This window comes from Pseudomonas sp. C5pp (assembly GCF_000814065.1).
Lineage (GTDB): Bacteria > Pseudomonadota > Gammaproteobacteria > Pseudomonadales > Pseudomonadaceae > Aquipseudomonas > Aquipseudomonas asiatica.
Genome location: NZ_JWLN01000050.1, coordinates 13,514 through 29,936 on the forward strand (window position 1 = coordinate 13,514; position 16,423 = coordinate 29,936).

A 16,423-nucleotide genomic window follows, 5' to 3' on the forward strand; every position below is an offset into this window, starting at 1 on the left:
CGTTAGCGAGTGATGATCAGCGGATGCCCACGCTCCGGGTGCGCCTGTACCAGTACGTCGATCCCGTATACCGCCTTCAACGCCGCCGGCGTCAGCACTGCGTCGGGTGCGGCAAAGGCATGGCAGCGCCCCTGCTCCAGCAGCAGGATACGATCACAGTAGCGCGCCGCCAGGTTCAGGTCATGCAGGATCACCAGCACCGCGGCGCCACGGTCGGCAAAGCGGCGCACGGCTTCGAGGGTGGTGTGCTGGTGCAACGGGTCGAGCATCGAGGTTGGCTCGTCCAGCAGCAGCGTTGTACCCGCCTCGCCCGGCCACAGCTGCGCCAGCACCCGAGCCAGGTGCACTCTTTGCCGCTCGCCGCCAGACAACGCCAGGTAACTGCGCTCCACCAGGTGCCAGGCATCCGCTGCCCGCAAGGCCGCTTCGACGATTTCAGCATCGCGCCGCTGCCCGGTGCCATGGGGCATGCGCCCCATGCCCACCACTTCCTCGACCCGGAACGAGAACCCCAGGCTGGACACCTGCGGCAACACCGCCAGGCGCCTGGCCCGTTCCTGCCCTGCCCAGTCCGCCAGTGGCCTGCCCTGTAGCGTCACCCGCCCGTGATCGGGCGCCAGCTCACCACACAGTACTCCTAGCAGGCTGCTCTTGCCGGCACCGTTGGGGCCGAGCACGCCCACCACCTGCCCCTGGCTCAGCTGCAGATGGATGTCATGCAGCACTTCGTTGCTGCCCCGCCGCAAGTACAGCCCCTCGGCTTGCAACATCAACTGCGCCCTCGTATCAGCAGGAACAGGAAGAACGGTGCGCCGATAAAGGCCGTGACGATGCCGATCGGCAGCTCGGCAGGCGCCAGCAGCAGCCGCGCCGCCAAATCGGCGAACAGCATCAGCACACCGCCAGCCAACAAGGAAGCTGGCAGCACCACACGGTGATCAGGCCCGGCCAGCAGGCGCACCAGGTGCGGCACCACCAGGCCGATGAAACCGATCAGCCCTGCTGCCGCCACCGCCGCACCCACGCCCAGCGCCGTGCAGAACACCAGCTCGCGCTTGAGCCGCTCCACGTCAATGCCCAGGTGACGCGCCTCCGATTCACCAAGCAGCATGGCATTCAACGCCATGGCCCGACGTGGCAGCCACACTGCCACGCCCGCCGCCACCAGCAGCAAAGGCCACAGCCGCTGGTAACTGGCACCATTGAGGCTGCCCAGGTTCCAGAAGGTCAGCGTGCGCAGCGTGGCGTCGTCGGCCAGGTAGGAGAACAACCCCACGGCAGCACCGCCCAGCGCGGTCATGGCCACACCGGCCAGCAGCATCGTGGCGACGTTGGTCTGGCCGTCGCGTCGCCCCAGACGATAAACCAGCGCAGTCACGCCCAGCCCGCCGATGAAAGCGCACAGCGACAACAGGTAAGGGGCAAGCACATCCGGCATGCCGCCCAGCCAACTGCCGCCAACGATGGCCACCGCCGCGCCCACCGCTGCTCCGGCGGCAACCCCTACCAGCCCGGGGTCGGCCAGAGGGTTACGGAACAGCCCCTGCATGGCCACACCAGACAGCGCCAGCACCGCGCCCACCGCCAACCCCAGCAAGGTGCGCGGCAGGCGGATCTGGCCGAGGATCATCTCGGCCTGCTGCAGGCCGTCAGCGGCAATGGGCAACCCCAGCAGGCGCAAGCCGGCACGCAGGGTATCGAACAACGGCAGGCTGACCGGCCCCAAGGCCAAAGACAACCACACCGCCAACAGGCACAACAGGCCCAGGCAAACGAACAGTGTGCGTGGCTGGACCCGTTGTTTCATTGGTAGAGGCTGATCTTGGCGGCCGGATAGAAGGTAGCCGCAAGCAACCGAAGTGTTGCCGGCAGGCGTGGCCCGAGCCCGCCGACCAACAGTGTCGGGTCAAGCGATACCAGGCGTTTCTCTCGCACGGCGCGCGAGGTCGCCAGCGCGGGGTTTTCTTTCAGCAACGCCTTCAAGGCTTGGTCATCGGCCAGCGCCCGGTCGGAAAACACGATCACATCCGGGTCCAGCGCAGCCAGTGCTTCGCTGGAGAAATTCTTGTAGCCCTGATGTTCTGCCAAGTTGCGCCCGCCTGCCTGGCTCAGCAGCCAGTCGCCGGCGGTACCCTGCCCGGCGATCAGCGGCTTGGCACCCGCATGCCCGACCAGCAGCAACACTCCTGGCGCCTTCTGCCCGGCCTGGGCCTGCCTGACCCTGGCCTGCAAGGCATCGAGCTGCTGGTGGTAACCCGACGCCAAGACCGCGGCCTGCTCTTCTGCGCCCAGCAATTGCCCCAGATGCTTGAGGTTTTCATCCACCGCCGCCACCTCGGCTTTGCTGGAGAACAGTTCGACCCGCACGCCAGCCTTGCGGATTTGCGCCAGTACCGGTGGCGGCCCCATTTCTTCGGTGCCCACCAGCACATCCGGGCGCAGGCTGAGAATGCCTTCCGCAGACAACTGCCGCTGGTAGCCGACGCTAGGCAGTGACTTCAGCGATTGCGGGTGCTGGCTGGTGGTGTCCACACCCACCAAGCGCGCTTCACCGCCAAGTGCGCTGATCCATTCGCTCAGTGCGCCACCAGCGCTGACCCAACGCTGCGGCAGCTCGGCCGCGAGGGCCTGGGTGGACAGCACAACGCTCGCGCACAGAGCGAGCAAGGCGACAGGACGGCGCATCATCGGGTTCCTTCTGCAGGCGAGCCGCGCGCCTTGTGGCGAGCGACGGAACTGCGCACCATAGGCAGCCGGGCGCAGCGAATATGGACAATTTGATAATTATTCGCATTGAAGCGTCAAGCCATCACTTGTTCCACGAGTCGTCCTTGCCATGCACTTCCTTTGTACCTCCCACGGCCTGGCCGAAGGCCATAGCCGAGCCTTCAGCGTAGACGGCATCGAACTGTTCGGCGTGCGCCGCCAGGGCCAGGTGTACCTCTACCGCAACCGTTGCCCGCACCGCGGTATCCCGCTGAACTGGGTGGAAGATGCGTTTCTCGATGACAGCGCCAGCCTGATTCACTGCGCCCATCATGGCGCGCTGTTCCTGATCGAAAGTGGAGAATGCGTGGCCGGGCCGTGCGAGGGCGAGCAACTGCAGGCCCTGGGCTGCCACGAGGACAGCCAGGGCATCTGGCTCAAGGGGTAAGCAGCACCGGCAGGCGGCGGTCGATGACAATGCCTTCGGAGTCCAGGCGTGCGCCGTAGGCCAGCACCTCCACGCCATCTGAAACTGCCGCGCGCAGGGCCTGGGCATAAGCCGCATCGATCTCCTCGGCCGGGCGCACCGCGTCGATACCGGTCAGGTTCACACAATACAGCTGCACAGCCCGCACGCCTTGCCTGGCCAACTTCGCCAGCTCTCGCAGGTGCTTGGCGCCGCGCTGGGTCACCGCATCAGGAAAGGCCGCGACCGTGCTGGCTGGGTAGCCCAGGGTCACGCTCTTCACCTCGACATAGGCCGGGGCACCGTCGAACTCCAGGCGAAAGTCGATGCGGCTGCCTTCCTCGCCGTAGGCCACCTCACGCCTTAGCGCACTGAAGCCGGCCAGTTCGGCGATGATGCCGGCACGCAGGGCCTCTTCGACCAGCGCATTGGCCCGCCCGGTATTCACACAGGCCAGCCGCCCCTGCGGGGTTTCGCTGATTTCCCAAGTGCCCGGGAGCTTGCGCTTGGGGTCATTGGAGCGGCTGAACCACACCTGCCCGCCTTCACGCATGCAGTTGAGCATGGAGCCGGTGTTGGGGCAGTGGATGGTCAGTTGTTCGCCGCCGGGCAGTTCGATATCCGCCAGAAAGCGTTTGTAGCGGCGCAGCAGGCGGCCCTGTTCGAGTGGGGGATGGAACTGCATCAGCCTTGCCAGCTCCGCAGGCCGCGGGCAATCCGCTGCACCGCCTCTTCCAGGCGCGGCAGGCTCTGGGTGTAGGCAAAGCGCACATGGTGGCCGGCCAGGTGACGGCCGAAGTCCAGGCCCGGGGTGAAGGCCAGGTGCTCGGTCTCCAGGAAGTGCCGGCAGAAGGCGAACGCGTCACCGCCAAAGGCACTGATGTCGGCATACAGGTAGAACGCCCCCTGCGGCTCGACGGCAATGCGGAAGCCCAGTTCGCGCAGGGCAGGCAACAGGTAGTCGCGGCGGCGGGCGAACTCGGCGCGGCGCTCCTCGAAAATGGCCAGGGTTTCGGGCTGGAAACACGCCAGCGCGGCATGTTGGGCCATGCTTGGCGCACTGATGTACAGGTTTTGTGCCAGCTTCTCCAGGTCGGCCACCGCGCCATGAGGCGCTACCAGCCAGCCGAGGCGCCAACCGGTCATGCCGAAATACTTGGAAAAACTATTCAGGACGAATGCCGAGTCGTCCACTTCCAGCACGCTGGGCGCGTCCATGCCATAGGTCAGCCCGTGGTAAATCTCGTCCACAACCAGATGGCCGTGCCGTTCACGAGTGGCGCGGGACAGGCTGGCCAGATCGTCACGCCCCAGCACGGTACCGGTCGGGTTGGCCGGCGAGGCGACCAGGGCTCCGACCGTGTCCTTGTCCCAGTAGCGGTCGACAAGGTCGGCAGTCAGCTGGTAATTCACGTCCGGGCCCACCGGCACAAGCTGCGCCCCGCCCTCGACCAGGCGCAGGAAGTGGCGGTTGCACGGGTAGCCTGGGTCGGCCAGCAGCCAATGTTTGCCTGGGTCGACCAGCAGACTGCTGGCCAGCAGCAGCGCACCGGAGCCCCCCGGGGTGATGAGGATGCGTTCAGGGTCGACACTCAGGCCGTAACGCTGGCCATAGAACCCGGCAATGGCTTCGCGCAGTGCCGGCAGGCCGCGTGCGGCGGTGTAGCGGGTGTGCCCGGCGGCCAATGCTGCCTGGCCGGCGGCAACGATGGGCGCGGCCGTGGTGAAGTCCGGCTCGCCGATTTCCAGGTGGATCACGTCGTGTCCGGCCGCCTGCAGCTCGTTGGCCCGGGCCAGCAGCGCCATGACGTGGAAGGGTTCGATGGCGCGGCTGCGCGCACTGTAGGGGTGGGCCATGACCTTCTCTCAATTGGGTCTAAACTAGAGATTCTACCTCTGCACGCCACCGAACGTGCGGCTCAGGCCGCTGTCAATTACCAGGATCGGGCGGGGTAGCGCACCCCCGATCTATCTGGTAAGTTCGGCGGCTCGCAGTCGCAGGGCCGGCGGGTGCCGGAGATGGAGCAGCCTGCGCATTGGATCAGATGAGTGAGAGGCGGTCTATTCATGTCCACCGTAGAAAAGCAAAAAGCCCAGACCATGTACGGTGTCGAGCCCTACGTAGAATCCAAAGGTGAAGAGTACATGGGCGAGCCCATGAAGAAGCACTTCACCAAGCTTCTCGGCGCCTGGAAGCAAGAGCTGATGACCAGTGTGGACCGCACTGTGGACCACATGAAGGACGAGGCAGCCAACTTCCCCGACCCGGCCGACCGTGCCAGTCAGGAAGAAGAATTCGCCCTGGAGCTGCGCAACCGCGATCGCGAGCGCAAGCTGATCAAGAAAATCGACAAGACCCTCGACAAGATCAAGGCCGACGAGTACGGCTGGTGCGAATCGTGCGGCATCGAGATCGGCCTGCGTCGCCTGGAGGCCCGCCCTACCGCCGACCTGTGCTTCGACTGCAAGGAAATCGCCGAGAAAAAGGAAAAGACGGTCGGCAAAGGCTGATCTTTCTTTCCACCTGAACGGGGCGCATCATGCGCCCCGTTTCATTTTATATGCCCAGCCTGACCATGACCCACTCAAGCTACATCGGGCGTTTCGCCCCCACCCCCAGCGGCTTCCTGCACTTCGGCTCGCTGGTCGCCGCCCTCGCCTCCTGGCTCGATGCCCGCGCCGTGAACGGCCGCTGGCTGCTGCGCATGGAAGACACCGACCCGCCTCGGGAAATGCCCGGTGCTCGCGATGCGATCCTGCAGACCCTGGAGCGCTACGGCCTGGAGTGGGACGGCGAAGTGGTGTTCCAGAGCCAGCGGCACGATGCCTATGCCGCGGTAGTCGACCGCCTGTTCAACATGGGCCTGGCCTACGCCTGCACCTGCTCGCGCAAGCAGCTTGAGGGTTACAACGGTATCTACCCGGGCCTTTGCCGCAATGCCGGGCATGCTAGGGATGGCGCAGCGATCCGCCTGCGCGTGCCAGAGCTGATCTACCGTTTTACCGACCGCGTACAGGGCGAGTTCCAGCAGCACCTGGGGCGTGAAGTGGGCGATTTCGTCATCCAGCGCCGCGACGGGCTGTATGCCTACCAACTGGCGGTGGTACTGGACGATGCCTGGCAAGGTGTTACCGACATCGTGCGTGGCGCCGACCTGCTCGACAACACCCCGCGCCAGCTGTACCTGCAAGAGTTGCTGGGCTTCTCGCAGCCGCGTTACCTGCATATTCCGCTGATCGTGCAGCCGGACGGGCACAAGCTGGGCAAGTCGTACCGCTCGCCGCCGCTGCAGGCGGACCAGGCGACACCGCTGTTGCTGCGGGCGTTGCGGGCGCTGGGGCAGGAAGCAGACCCCGAGTTGTTGCTGGCAACGCCGGCGGAGGTATTGGCGGTAGCTCGCAAACAGTGGCGGCCCGAGGCGATTGCACAGCGGACCACGGTGCCAGAGGCTGATTTGCGCTGAGGCAGGCCCGGCCCTTTCGCGGGTAAACCCGCTCCCACAGGGCCCTCACCACACCTGAGGAAAGCGCATTACCTGTGGGAGCGGGTTCACCCGCGAAGAGGCCGGCACAAGCAACCCACCCCTCAAAAACAAAAGCCCAATAAATTCAACCTCTTGGCGAACACTATGGATTCCCGCTAGCATCCCCCCAGCCATTTGCGCCAATAATAAGTCCAAGCCCGCAGCGCCCAACCATCGAGGCCAGCATGTACATCTATCGTTTGGTCCTGCTTCTGGTCGTGGGGATCTACCTGTTCTCCCCGGCCATCATGGACTGGTGGATCGAACCGACCGGAGCCTGGTACCGCCCTTACCTGCTCTGGCTGATCCTGATCGTCGTCACCTTCATCCTGCAGAGCCAACGAGATGCCGATGAGCTTTAGCCTGACCCAGATGATCCTGATCAGCGCCGCGTACCTCATGGTGCTGTTCGGTGTGGCCTGGATCAGCGAGCGGGGGTTGATCCCGCGCTCGATCATTCGCCACCCGCTGACCTACACCCTGTCGCTGGGCGTATACGCCAGTGCCTGGGCCTTCTATGGCTCGGTGGGCCTGGCCTACCAGTACGGCTACGGCTTCCTTGCCTGTTACCTGGGGGTGTCCGGCGCGTTCCTGCTGGCGCCGGTGCTGCTCTACCCGATCCTGAAGATCACCCGTACCTACCAGCTGTCCTCGTTGGCCGACCTGCTGGCGTTCCGCTTTCGCAGCACCTGGGCCGGGGCGCTGACCACCATCATCATGCTCATCGGCGTTCTGCCCTTGCTGGCCCTGCAGATCCAGGCGGTAGCCGACTCGATCAGTATCCTTACCGGTGAGCCGGTCAAGGCACGGGTGGCCTTCGCCTTCTGTACGCTCATCATCCTGTTCACCATCTTCTTCGGCTCGCGGCACATCGCCACACGCGAAAAGCACGAAGGGCTGGTGTTCGCCATCGCCTTCGAGTCGGTGATCAAGCTGCTGGCCCTGGGCGGTATCGGCCTGTATGCCCTGTATGGCGTGTTCGGCGGCCCGCACGAACTGGAAGTGTGGCTGCTGCAGAACCAGACCGCCCTGGCCGCTTTGCATACGCCGCTGCAGGAAGGCCCATGGCGCACTTTGCTACTGGTGTTCTTCGCCTCGGCCATCGTCATGCCGCACATGTACCACATGGCCTTCACCGAAAACCTCAACCCGCGCTCGCTGGTCAGCGCCAGCTGGGGCCTGCCGCTGTTCCTGCTACTGATGAGCCTGGCCGTGCCGCTGGTGCTGTGGGCCGGCCTGCGCCTGGGCGCCACCACCAACCCCGAATACTTCACCCTGGGCCTGGGGCTTGCCGCCAACAACCAGGCACTGGCGCTGCTGGCCTACATCGGCGGCTTGTCGGCCGCCAGCGGGCTTATCATCGTCACAACCCTGGCGCTGTCGGGCATGGCCCTCAACCACCTGGTGCTGCCGCTGTACCAGCCGCCGGCCGAAGGCAACATCTACCGCTGGCTGAAGTGGACCCGCCGCGCGCTGATCGTCGCCATCATCACCGCCGGCTTCATGTTCTACCTCACCCAGAACAACCACCAGAGCCTGGCCAACCTGGGCATCGTCGCCTTCGTGGCCACGTTGCAGTTCCTGCCGGGCGTGCTGTCGGTGCTGTACTGGCCGACTGCCAACCGCCGTGGCTTCATCGCCGGCCTGCTGGCCGGCACCCTGGTGTGGATGGTGACCATGCTGCTGCCATTGCTGGGCAACCTGCAGGGCTTCTACATCCCGCTGCTGGACATGATCTACGTGCTGGACGACACCAGCTGGCACATGGCGGCCATCGCCTCGCTGGCGGCCAACGTGCTGTTGTTCACCCTGATCTCGCTGTTCACCAACGCCAGCAACGAAGAGGTAAGCGCCGCCGAAGCCTGCGCAGTGGACAATGTGCGCCGCCCGCAACGCCGCGAGCTGCACGCCGCCTCGCCACAGGAGTTCGCCACCCAACTGGCCAAGCCGCTGGGCGCCAAGGCTGCACAGAAGGAAGTGGAACAGGCCCTGCGCGATCTCTACCTGCCGTTCGACGAGCGCCGCCCCTATGCCTTGCGCCGCCTGCGCGACCGCATCGAGGCCAACCTGTCCGGCCTGATGGGGCCGAGCGTGGCCCAGGACATGGTCGAGACCTTCCTGCCGTACAAGTCCGGTAACGAAAACTACGTGACCGAGGACATCCACTTCATCGAAAGCCGCCTGGAAGACTACCACTCGCGCCTGACCGGCCTGGCCGCCGAGCTCGACGCCCTGCGCCGCTACCACCGCCAGACCCTGCAGGAACTGCCCATGGGCGTCTGCTCGCTGGCCAAGGACCAGGAAATCCTGATGTGGAACAAGGCCATGGAAGAGCTCACCGGCATCGCCGCCAAGCACGTGGTCGGCTCGCGCCTGGTCACCATCAGCGAACCCTGGCGCGGCCTGCTGCAAGGCTTCATCAACGTGCCAGACGAGCACCTGCACAAGCAGCGCCTGGCGCTGGACGGCCAGCCGCGCTGGCTGAACCTGCACAAGGCGGCCATCGACGAGCCGCTGGCCCCGGGCAACAGCGGCCTGGTGCTGCTGGTAGAGGACCTTACCGAAACCCAGGCGCTGGAAGACAAGCTGGTGCACTCCGAACGCCTGGCCAGCATCGGCCGCCTGGCCGCCGGCGTGGCACACGAGATCGGCAACCCGATCACCGGCATCGCCTGCCTGGCGCAGAACCTGCGCGAGGAGCGTGAGGGCGATGGCGAAATCATCGAGCTATCCAGCCAGATTCTCGAACAGACCAAGCGGGTATCGCGCATCGTCCAGTCGCTGATGAGTTTCGCCCATGCCGGCGGCAGCCACCAGAACAGCGAAGAACCGGTATGCCTGGCCGAAGTGGCGCAGGACGCCATCGGTCTGCTGGCGTTGAACCGACGCAATTTCGAAGTACAGTTCTTCAACCTCTGCGACCCGGAGCACTGGGCCGAAGGGGACCCGCAGCGCCTGGCCCAGGTGCTGATCAACCTGCTCTCCAACGCCCGCGACGCATCAAAGCCCGGCAGCGCCGTGCGCGTGCGCAGCGAAGTCAGCGAGCACACCGTCGACCTGATCGTCGAGGATGAAGGCAGCGGGATCCCGAAGAACATCATGGACCGCCTGTTCGAACCCTTCTTCACCACCAAGGACCCGGGCGAAGGAACCGGACTGGGGCTTGCTCTGGTCTATTCCATCGTGGAAGAGCATTATGGGCAAATCACCATCGACAGCCCGGCCGATATCGAACGGCAACGTGGCACCCGGATCCGCGTGACCCTGCCCCGGCATGTCGTAGCGACGTCCCCTGAAATTCGAGACCGTCGAGAGAATTGAATCAATGCCGCACATTCTGATCGTCGAAGACGAAACCATCATCCGCTCGGCCTTGCGTCGCCTGCTCGAACGGAACCAGTACCAGGTCAGCGAAGCCGGCTCGGTGCAGGAAGCCCAGGAACGCTTCAGCATTGCCACCTTCGACCTGATCGTCAGCGACCTGCGCCTGCCAGGCGCACCCGGCACCGAACTGATCAAGCTCGGCCAAGGCACCCCGGTGCTGATCATGACCAGCTACGCCAGCCTGCGCTCGGCGGTAGACTCGATGAAAATGGGCGCGGTGGACTACATCGCCAAGCCCTTCGACCACGACGAGATGCTGCAAGCGGTGGCGCGTATCCTGCGCGACCGGCAGAACGCTCCGGCTGCCGCACCGGCGGCCGAGCCACGCGCCACCAATGGCAAGGCCGCCCCGGCCGACAAAGGCAGCGCGGCAGCCGCCAATGGCGAAATCGGCATCATCGGCTCGTGCCCGCCGATGCAGGACATGTACAGCAAGATCCGCAAGGTCGCGCCCACCGATTCCAACGTGCTGATCCAGGGCGAGTCGGGCACCGGTAAAGAGTTGGTCGCACGCGCCCTGCACAACCTGTCGCGTCGGGCCAAGGCACCAATGATTTCGGTGAACTGTGCGGCCATTCCCGAGACACTGATCGAGTCCGAGCTGTTCGGCCACGAGAAAGGCGCGTTCACCGGCGCCAGCGCCGGGCGCGCTGGCCTGGTGGAGGCTGCCGATGGCGGTACCCTGTTCCTCGACGAAATCGGCGAACTGCCGCTGGAAGCCCAGGCCCGCCTGCTGCGCGTGCTGCAGGAAGGCGAGATTCGCCGGGTGGGTTCGGTACAGTCGCAAAAGGTCGATGTACGCCTGATCGCCGCGACCCACCGCGACTTGAAGAACCTGGCCAAAGCCGGCCAGTTCCGTGAAGACCTGTATTACCGCCTGCACGTGATCGCCCTGAAACTGCCTGCCCTGCGCGAGCGCGGCAGCGACGTCAACGAGATTGCCAGCGCTTTCCTCGCCCGCCAGAGCGCGCGCATCGGCCGCGACGACCTGCACTTCTCGGCCGAAGCCGAGCAGGCCATTCGTCACTACAGCTGGCCGGGTAACGTGCGAGAGCTGGAAAACGCCGTTGAGCGCGCGGTGATCCTCAGCGAGAGTGCGGAAATTTCCGCCGACCTGCTGGGCATCGACATCGAGCTGGGTGACCTGGAAGAGGACGAAATCCTCGACAACGCCCTGGCCGTGGCCAGTTCGGCGAATGCCAGCCATGAGCCGACCGAGGACCTGTCGCTGGAAGACTACTTCCAGCACTTCGTGCTCGAGCATCAGGACCACATGACCGAGACCGAGCTGGCCCGCAAGCTCGGAGTCAGCCGCAAGTGCCTGTGGGAACGCCGCCAGCGCCTGGGTATCCCGCGGCGCAAGAGCAACGCTACCAGCGAGTAACCGCGCTGCCTGGGCGGGAGGCTCCTCCTGCCCCTGTCTACAACCTCTCCGGCCTCTTCGCGGGCATGCCCGCTCCCACAGTGATTTCACTGCCCTAAAGGGTGGTGCAACCCCTGTGGGAGCGGGCGTGCCCGCGAAAGGGCCAGCAAAGCCAGCGCACACACCCCAGGTAACACATCAGCCCCTGCAAAAATCTGTTACCCAAGCTTTCCGCCGTAACAGTTCCCGAGGCGTACGGTAACGAAATTTCGACATTTTCGACCGCTTGAAAACTGCCAGCCACCTCCAACCCATTGATTTTACTGGGTTTTCAAAAGTTGGCACGGCACCTGCTATATGTCTGGTACAAGAACAATAACAAGCACTGCAACTCAGAATAAGAACAAGACGAAACGGCTCACGCACAATAAAAACAAGACGGCGGAGGCGCAGCTAACTGATTCTTTTGGAGAGGATGCGTGTTTGGGGCTTGCCCCACAACCAGGCAGAGAACAATAAAAACTGCACTAAAAAGCAGCGCCTGAACTGGTTGGATCGACAGATCAACGTGACATCAGCGACCAAAGCAATCCGTTTGCTCTTAACCCCTGGATTGGGGGTCGTCCACAAGCTTCGAGATTTGTGGACAGGGCACTCAACAAAAACAAGAAGCCCAGCAGAAAAACAATAAGAGCACGCAACGACTTCTTGGGGAGCTTAGGCTCCCCTTGTCGTTTCTACCCTTCTGGCAGGCATCCTGCTACCCGCCTACACCATTCCTTGAGTAAATGCTAGAATCCCCGCCCATCATGCGGCCATTCTCCTATTCTTGGCCGAACATTCCTTCAAACAGTGCATCCCATGCTGAAGAAGCTGTTCCAGTCGTTCCGCCCGCCCGTACCGGGCCCGCACCACAGGCGCACCACGCCTGAGGTGATCAACAAGAGCCAGCACTCGCTGCAACGCCACCAGTTCAGCCGCCATGCGGTGAACATCGTGGAACGCCTGCAGAGCGCCGGTTACCAGGCTTACCTGGTCGGTGGCTGTGTCCGCGACCTGATGCTGGGCATCACGCCGAAAGACTTCGACGTCGCCACCAGTGCCACTCCTGAACAGGTCCGTGCCGAGTTCCGCAACGCACGCATCATTGGCCGCCGCTTCAAGCTGGTCCACGTGCATTTCGGACGTGAAATCATCGAAGTCGCCACCTTCCGCGCCCACCATTCGGAAGACGACCAGGGCGACAGCCACCGTTCGTCGCACAATGCCAGTGGCCGCATTCTGCGTGACAACGTGTACGGCACCCTGGAAGAGGACGCGCAACGTCGCGACTTCACCATCAACGCCCTGTACTACGACCCGGTCAGCGAGCGCATCCTCGACTACGCCAACGGCGTGCACGATATCCGCAACCGCTTGCTGCGCCTGATCGGTGACCCTACCCACCGCTATCAGGAAGACCCGGTGCGCATGCTGCGCGCGGTGCGCTTCGCCGCCAAGCTCGACTTCGGCATCGAAAAACACACGGTCCAGCCGATTCGAGAGCTGGCCCCACTGCTGCGCGAAATTCCGCCAGCGCGCCTGTTCGAAGAGAGCCTCAAGCTGTTCCTCTCCGGCCAGGGCGCCATCGTCTTCGAAATGCTGGTCGACCTTCAGTTGTTCGAGCCGCTGTTCCCGGCCAGTTCGCATGCCCTGGACGAGCGCCCGACCTACACCCACACCCTGATCAGCCAAGCGCTGAACAACACCGACCTGCGCGTGAAGCAAGGCAAACCGGTAACCCCGGCCTTCCTCTTCGCCGCGCTGCTGTGGCCAGCCCTGCCGGCCCGCGTGCTGCACCTGCAGAACCAAGGCGTGCCGCCTATCCCGGCCATGAACGGTGCGGCCCACGACCTGATCGCCGAACAATGCGCACGTATCGCCATCCCCAAGCGCTTCACCCTGCCGATCCGCGAGATCTGGGACATGCAGGAGCGCCTGCCACGCCGCAGCGGCAAGCGCGCCGATGTGCTGCTGGACAACCCGCGTTTCCGCGCCGGCTACGACTTCCTGCTGCTGCGGGAAAGCGCCGGGGAAGAAACCGACGACCTCGGCCAGTGGTGGACCGACTACCAGGATGCCAACGACAGCGAGCGCCGCGAGATGATCCGCGAACTGGGCAGCCGTGACGAAGGCACCGGCGCCGGCCCGCGCAAACGCAAGCGCAGCGGTGGCAAGCGCAAGCGCAGTGGCGACGAGGCGTTCGAGTGAGTACCCGCGCCTATATCGGCCTGGGCAGCAACCTGGACGCACCTGCCGAGCAGCTGCGCAGCGCCTTGCAGGCCCTCGACCAGGTCGAAGCCACACGCCTGGTGGCGGCCTCGGCCCTGTATACCAGCGATTCGCTGCTGCCCGGCCAGCCGCGCTACACCAACGCCGTCGCCGCCCTGGACACCGCCCTGCCACCGCTGGCCCTGCTCGATGCACTGCAGGCCATCGAGAACGATCAGGGCCGCGTGCGCAAGGAACGCTGGGGCCCGCGCACACTGGACCTGGACATCCTGCTGTTCGGCGACCAGGTGCTTGATGAGCCGCGCCTGAAAGTACCGCATTACCACATGCATGCCCGGCCTTTTGTGCTGTACCCGCTGGCGGAACTGGTACCGGGCGATTTCCGCCTGGCCGACGGCCGCGCCCTTGCGCAACTGCTCGACGACTGCCCGTTCGTCGGCCTGGAACGCCTGTAAACCGGGCGTTCCAGCCTTGCACACTGGCGCGGTAACGCCAGTAACACCCTGATCGTAACAATGCGGTAACAGGGTGATTGACTTCCCCCACCTCGCTCACGACTATAGGCGTCCCGTGTGGCACCAAAGTGCCGCATACCCGTATTTAGGCCCGGACGGACCTGTGCCCGAACATCACGCGCGATGATGTGCCGCTCCGGAAAATGACTACACGCGTTGAATGCAGTCGTTTCTTACAGCGCCTGAACGAGGAATTTCCTACATGCCTGAAGTAACCCTGACCACCCTCAATGGCCTCAAGGCCAAGGGTGAAAAAATCACCATGCTGACCTGCTACGACGCGACCTTCGCCAAGGCTGCCAGCCACGCCGGTGTCGAAGTGTTGCTGGTGGGCGACTCGCTGGGCATGGTCCTGCAAGGCCACGACAGCACACTGCCGGTGACCACCGCAGACATGGCCTACCATACAGCCAGCGTTAAACGTGGCAACGACGGTGCGCTGATCCTTGCCGACCTGCCGTTCATGGCGCACGCCACACCAGAGCTGGCCTTTGCCAACAGCGCCACGCTGATGCAGGCCGGCGCCCACATGATCAAGATCGAAGGCGCGGCCTGGCTGGCCGAGACCATCCGCCTGCTGGCCGAGCGTGGCGTGCCAGTATGCGCGCACATGGGCCTGACACCGCAGACTGTCAACGTGATGGGCGGCTACAAGGTCCAGGGCCGCCAGGAAGCCCAGGCCCGGCAGATGCGCGCCGACGCGATCGCCCTGGAACAGGCCGGTGCAGCCATGCTGCTGCTCGAATGCGTGCCCAGCGAACTGGCGGCGGAAATCACCAGTGCCGTATCCATCCCGGTGATCGGCATTGGCGCCGGCAGCGGCACCGATGGCCAGGTCCTGGTCCTGCACGACATGCTCGGCCTGTCGCTGAGCGGCCGCGTACCGAAGTTCGTGAAGAACTTCATGCAAGGCCAGCCGGATATCCACAGCGCCCTCGTCGCTTACGTCGAGGCGGTCAAGCAGGTCAGCTTCCCAGGCAGCGAACACGGGTTCAGTGCATGAATACAGTCAAGACCGTCCGCGAACTGCGCGCCGCAGTCGCCCGCGCCCGCGGTGAAGGCAAGCGCATCGGCTTCGTGCCTACCATGGGCAACCTGCACAGCGGCCATGCCGCCCTGGTGACCAAGGCTGCACAGCGCGCCGATTTCGTGGTCGCCAGCATTTTCGTCAACCCGCTGCAGTTCGGCGCCAACGAAGACCTCGACAAGTACCCGCGCACCCTGGCCGCCGACCAGGAGCGCCTGCTCCAGGCTGGCTGCAATCTGCTGTTCGCGCCCAGCGTCGAAGAGATGTACCCCGACGGCATGAGCGTGCAAACCCGCGTCAGCGTACCCCACCTTTCCGAAGGCCTGTGCGGCGCCAGCCGGCCCGGCCATTTCGAAGGCGTGGCCACCGTGGTCAGCAAGCTGTTCAACATGGTACAGCCCGACCTTGCCGTGTTCGGTGAAAAGGACTTCCAGCAGCTGGCGGTTATCCGCGCCATGGTGCGCGACCTGAACATGCCGATCCAGATCATCGGCGAGCCCACAGTGCGGGCCGAGGACGGCCTGGCGCTGTCGTCGCGTAACGGCTACCTCACGCCGGAGCAGCGTGCTACGGCACCTGCGCTGTACCGCACGCTGCAGCATATCGCTGGTGCCATCCGCCATGGCCAGCGGGACTTTGCCGCACTGGTTGCCGAAGGCAAAGCGCAGTTGACCGCCGCGGGTTTCCGCCCGGATTACCTTGAGGTGCGTCATGCGGTAAGCCTGCGACCCGCGATGATCGATGATCGTGATCTGGTGGTGATTGCGGCGGCTTACCTGGGTAACACACGGTTGATCGACAACCTGTACCTTCATCTGGAAGAGAAGACCGCGTAACGACCCAGGGCTGCCTTGCAGCCCATTCGCAGCACAAGGCTGCTCCTACAGAAACCACCTTCTTCTGTAGGAGCAGCCTTGTGCTGCGAGTGGGGCGCAAAGCGCCCCCAAATTCCCCCGCCATACCCATTCCCTGCAAGTGGCCTTTGCCTATAATGGTGCCAGCCTGAACCCGGCAATGAGTGCCGTGTCCAAGGTCTCACCACGCACCAAGGGAACCCCGCGCAATGGCGTATTACCGTACACCCCACGATGTCACGGCCCTGCCCGCCTGGCAGGCGCTTCAGCAACACCGCGACGCCATGCAAGGTTTCAGCATGCGCGAAGCCTT

The 16,423-nt window shown here is 64.3% G+C and carries 15 protein-coding genes; 10 read left to right on the plus strand and 5 right to left on the minus strand.

Annotation, left to right across the window (positions count from 1 at the left end):
• Positions 1 to 2: 2 nt before the first annotated feature.
• The 3 genes from RR51_RS26525 to RR51_RS26535 are packed head-to-tail and all read right to left on the minus strand — an operon-like array spanning position 3 to position 2,688.
• The gene (locus RR51_RS26525; RefSeq protein WP_039615238.1) at positions 3 to 770 is read right to left on the minus strand and encodes a heme ABC transporter ATP-binding protein; all 768 of its coding nucleotides are present in this window, start codon (positions 768 to 770) and stop codon (positions 3 to 5) included.
• Entirely contained in the window at positions 770 to 1,753 is a 984-nt protein-coding gene (locus tag RR51_RS26530) for a FecCD family ABC transporter permease (RefSeq protein ID WP_161795765.1), read from the minus strand. Before RR51_RS26530 ends, RR51_RS26525 begins: the two co-directional genes overlap by 1 nt.
• Positions 1,754 to 1,803: 50 nt before the next feature.
• Positions 1,804 to 2,688, minus strand: a complete 885-nt coding sequence (locus tag RR51_RS26535; RefSeq protein ID WP_039615240.1) for a heme/hemin ABC transporter substrate-binding protein — start codon at positions 2,686 to 2,688, stop codon at positions 1,804 to 1,806.
• Between the two features lie 148 nt (positions 2,689 to 2,836).
• Here RR51_RS26535 and RR51_RS26540 point away from each other — a divergent pair, with 148 nt between their 5' ends.
• Positions 2,837 to 3,154 carry a Rieske (2Fe-2S) protein gene (locus tag RR51_RS26540; protein WP_015271842.1) on the plus strand — a complete coding sequence of 106 codons (318 nt, stop codon included), beginning with the start codon at positions 2,837 to 2,839 and terminating at the stop codon, positions 3,152 to 3,154.
• Here RR51_RS26540 and sfsA read toward each other — a convergent pair.
• Entirely contained in the window at positions 3,144 to 3,857 is a 714-nt protein-coding gene (sfsA, locus tag RR51_RS26545) for a DNA/RNA nuclease SfsA (protein ID WP_013974266.1), read from the minus strand. The genes RR51_RS26540 and sfsA overlap by 11 nt on opposite strands.
• A complete protein-coding gene (locus RR51_RS26550) occupies positions 3,857 to 5,029 on the minus strand; it encodes a pyridoxal phosphate-dependent aminotransferase (protein WP_039615241.1) in 1,173 nt (390 codons plus the stop codon). The genes sfsA and RR51_RS26550 overlap by 1 nt, the downstream gene beginning before the upstream one ends.
• Positions 5,030 to 5,239: 210 nt before the next feature.
• Between RR51_RS26550 and dksA the strand changes: the two genes are divergently transcribed.
• From dksA to panC, 9 genes are all read left to right on the plus strand, one after another.
• A complete protein-coding gene (dksA, locus tag RR51_RS26555) occupies positions 5,240 to 5,683 on the plus strand; it encodes an RNA polymerase-binding protein DksA (RefSeq protein WP_003259209.1) in 444 nt (147 codons plus the stop codon).
• A 65-nt stretch (positions 5,684 to 5,748) separates the two neighbouring features.
• Complete coding sequence (gene gluQRS, locus RR51_RS26560; protein WP_161795766.1) at positions 5,749 to 6,636, plus strand: tRNA glutamyl-Q(34) synthetase GluQRS; 888 nt, start codon at positions 5,749 to 5,751, stop codon at positions 6,634 to 6,636.
• Positions 6,637 to 6,881: 245 nt separating this feature from the next.
• Positions 6,882 to 7,058, plus strand: coding sequence for a hypothetical protein (locus tag RR51_RS30965; RefSeq protein WP_003250005.1), 177 nt, complete (start codon positions 6,882 to 6,884; stop codon positions 7,056 to 7,058).
• Entirely contained in the window at positions 7,042 to 10,017 is a 2,976-nt protein-coding gene (locus RR51_RS26570) for a sensor histidine kinase (protein ID WP_023661523.1), read from the plus strand. Before RR51_RS30965 ends, RR51_RS26570 begins: the two co-directional genes overlap by 17 nt.
• Before the next feature lie 4 nt (positions 10,018 to 10,021).
• Positions 10,022 to 11,464: a sigma-54-dependent transcriptional regulator gene (locus RR51_RS26575; protein WP_039615243.1), complete on the plus strand. Its 1,443-nt coding sequence runs from the start codon at positions 10,022 to 10,024 to the stop codon at positions 11,462 to 11,464.
• Positions 11,465 to 12,304: 840 nt separating this feature from the next.
• On the plus strand, positions 12,305 to 13,693 hold the full coding sequence (locus RR51_RS26580) for a polynucleotide adenylyltransferase PcnB (protein WP_039615244.1): 1,389 nt from the start codon (positions 12,305 to 12,307) through the stop codon (positions 13,691 to 13,693).
• Positions 13,690 to 14,169 (plus strand): 2-amino-4-hydroxy-6-hydroxymethyldihydropteridine diphosphokinase, encoded by a 480-nt coding sequence (folK, locus tag RR51_RS26585; RefSeq protein WP_013974273.1) that lies wholly within the window; start codon positions 13,690 to 13,692, stop codon positions 14,167 to 14,169. Before RR51_RS26580 ends, folK begins: the two co-directional genes overlap by 4 nt.
• A gap of 262 nt (positions 14,170 to 14,431) precedes the next feature.
• Entirely contained in the window at positions 14,432 to 15,232 is an 801-nt protein-coding gene (gene panB / locus RR51_RS26590; protein ID WP_039615245.1) for a 3-methyl-2-oxobutanoate hydroxymethyltransferase, read from the plus strand.
• Complete coding sequence (gene panC / locus RR51_RS26595; protein ID WP_013974275.1) at positions 15,229 to 16,092, plus strand: pantoate--beta-alanine ligase; 864 nt, start codon at positions 15,229 to 15,231, stop codon at positions 16,090 to 16,092. Before panB ends, panC begins: the two co-directional genes overlap by 4 nt.
• Positions 16,093 to 16,423: the final 331 nt, after the last annotated feature.

Excerpts from the sequence above, each read along its gene's own strand:
- RR51_RS26535 (WP_039615240.1), bottom strand. The coding sequence starts at position 2,688 with ATGATGCGCCGTCCTGTCGCCTTGCTCGCTCTGTGCGCGAGCGTTGTG.
- RR51_RS26580 (WP_039615244.1), top strand. The coding sequence starts at position 12,305 with ATGCTGAAGAAGCTGTTCCAGTCGTTCCGCCCGCCCGTACCGGGCCCG.
- RR51_RS26570 (WP_023661523.1), top strand. The coding sequence starts at position 7,042 with ATGCCGATGAGCTTTAGCCTGACCCAGATGATCCTGATCAGCGCCGCG.
- RR51_RS26525 (WP_039615238.1), bottom strand. The coding sequence starts at position 770 with ATGTTGCAAGCCGAGGGGCTGTACTTGCGGCGGGGCAGCAACGAAGTG.
- RR51_RS30965 (WP_003250005.1), top strand. The coding sequence starts at position 6,882 with ATGTACATCTATCGTTTGGTCCTGCTTCTGGTCGTGGGGATCTACCTG.
- RR51_RS26540 (WP_015271842.1), top strand. The coding sequence starts at position 2,837 with ATGCACTTCCTTTGTACCTCCCACGGCCTGGCCGAAGGCCATAGCCGA.
- panB (WP_039615245.1), top strand. The coding sequence starts at position 14,432 with ATGCCTGAAGTAACCCTGACCACCCTCAATGGCCTCAAGGCCAAGGGT.
- gluQRS (WP_161795766.1), top strand. The coding sequence starts at position 5,749 with ATGACCCACTCAAGCTACATCGGGCGTTTCGCCCCCACCCCCAGCGGC.
- sfsA (WP_013974266.1), bottom strand. The coding sequence starts at position 3,857 with ATGCAGTTCCATCCCCCACTCGAACAGGGCCGCCTGCTGCGCCGCTAC.
- dksA (WP_003259209.1), top strand. The coding sequence starts at position 5,240 with ATGTCCACCGTAGAAAAGCAAAAAGCCCAGACCATGTACGGTGTCGAG.
- panC (WP_013974275.1), top strand. The coding sequence starts at position 15,229 with ATGAATACAGTCAAGACCGTCCGCGAACTGCGCGCCGCAGTCGCCCGC.
- RR51_RS26550 (WP_039615241.1), bottom strand. The coding sequence starts at position 5,029 with ATGGCCCACCCCTACAGTGCGCGCAGCCGCGCCATCGAACCCTTCCAC.
- RR51_RS26575 (WP_039615243.1), top strand. The coding sequence starts at position 10,022 with ATGCCGCACATTCTGATCGTCGAAGACGAAACCATCATCCGCTCGGCC.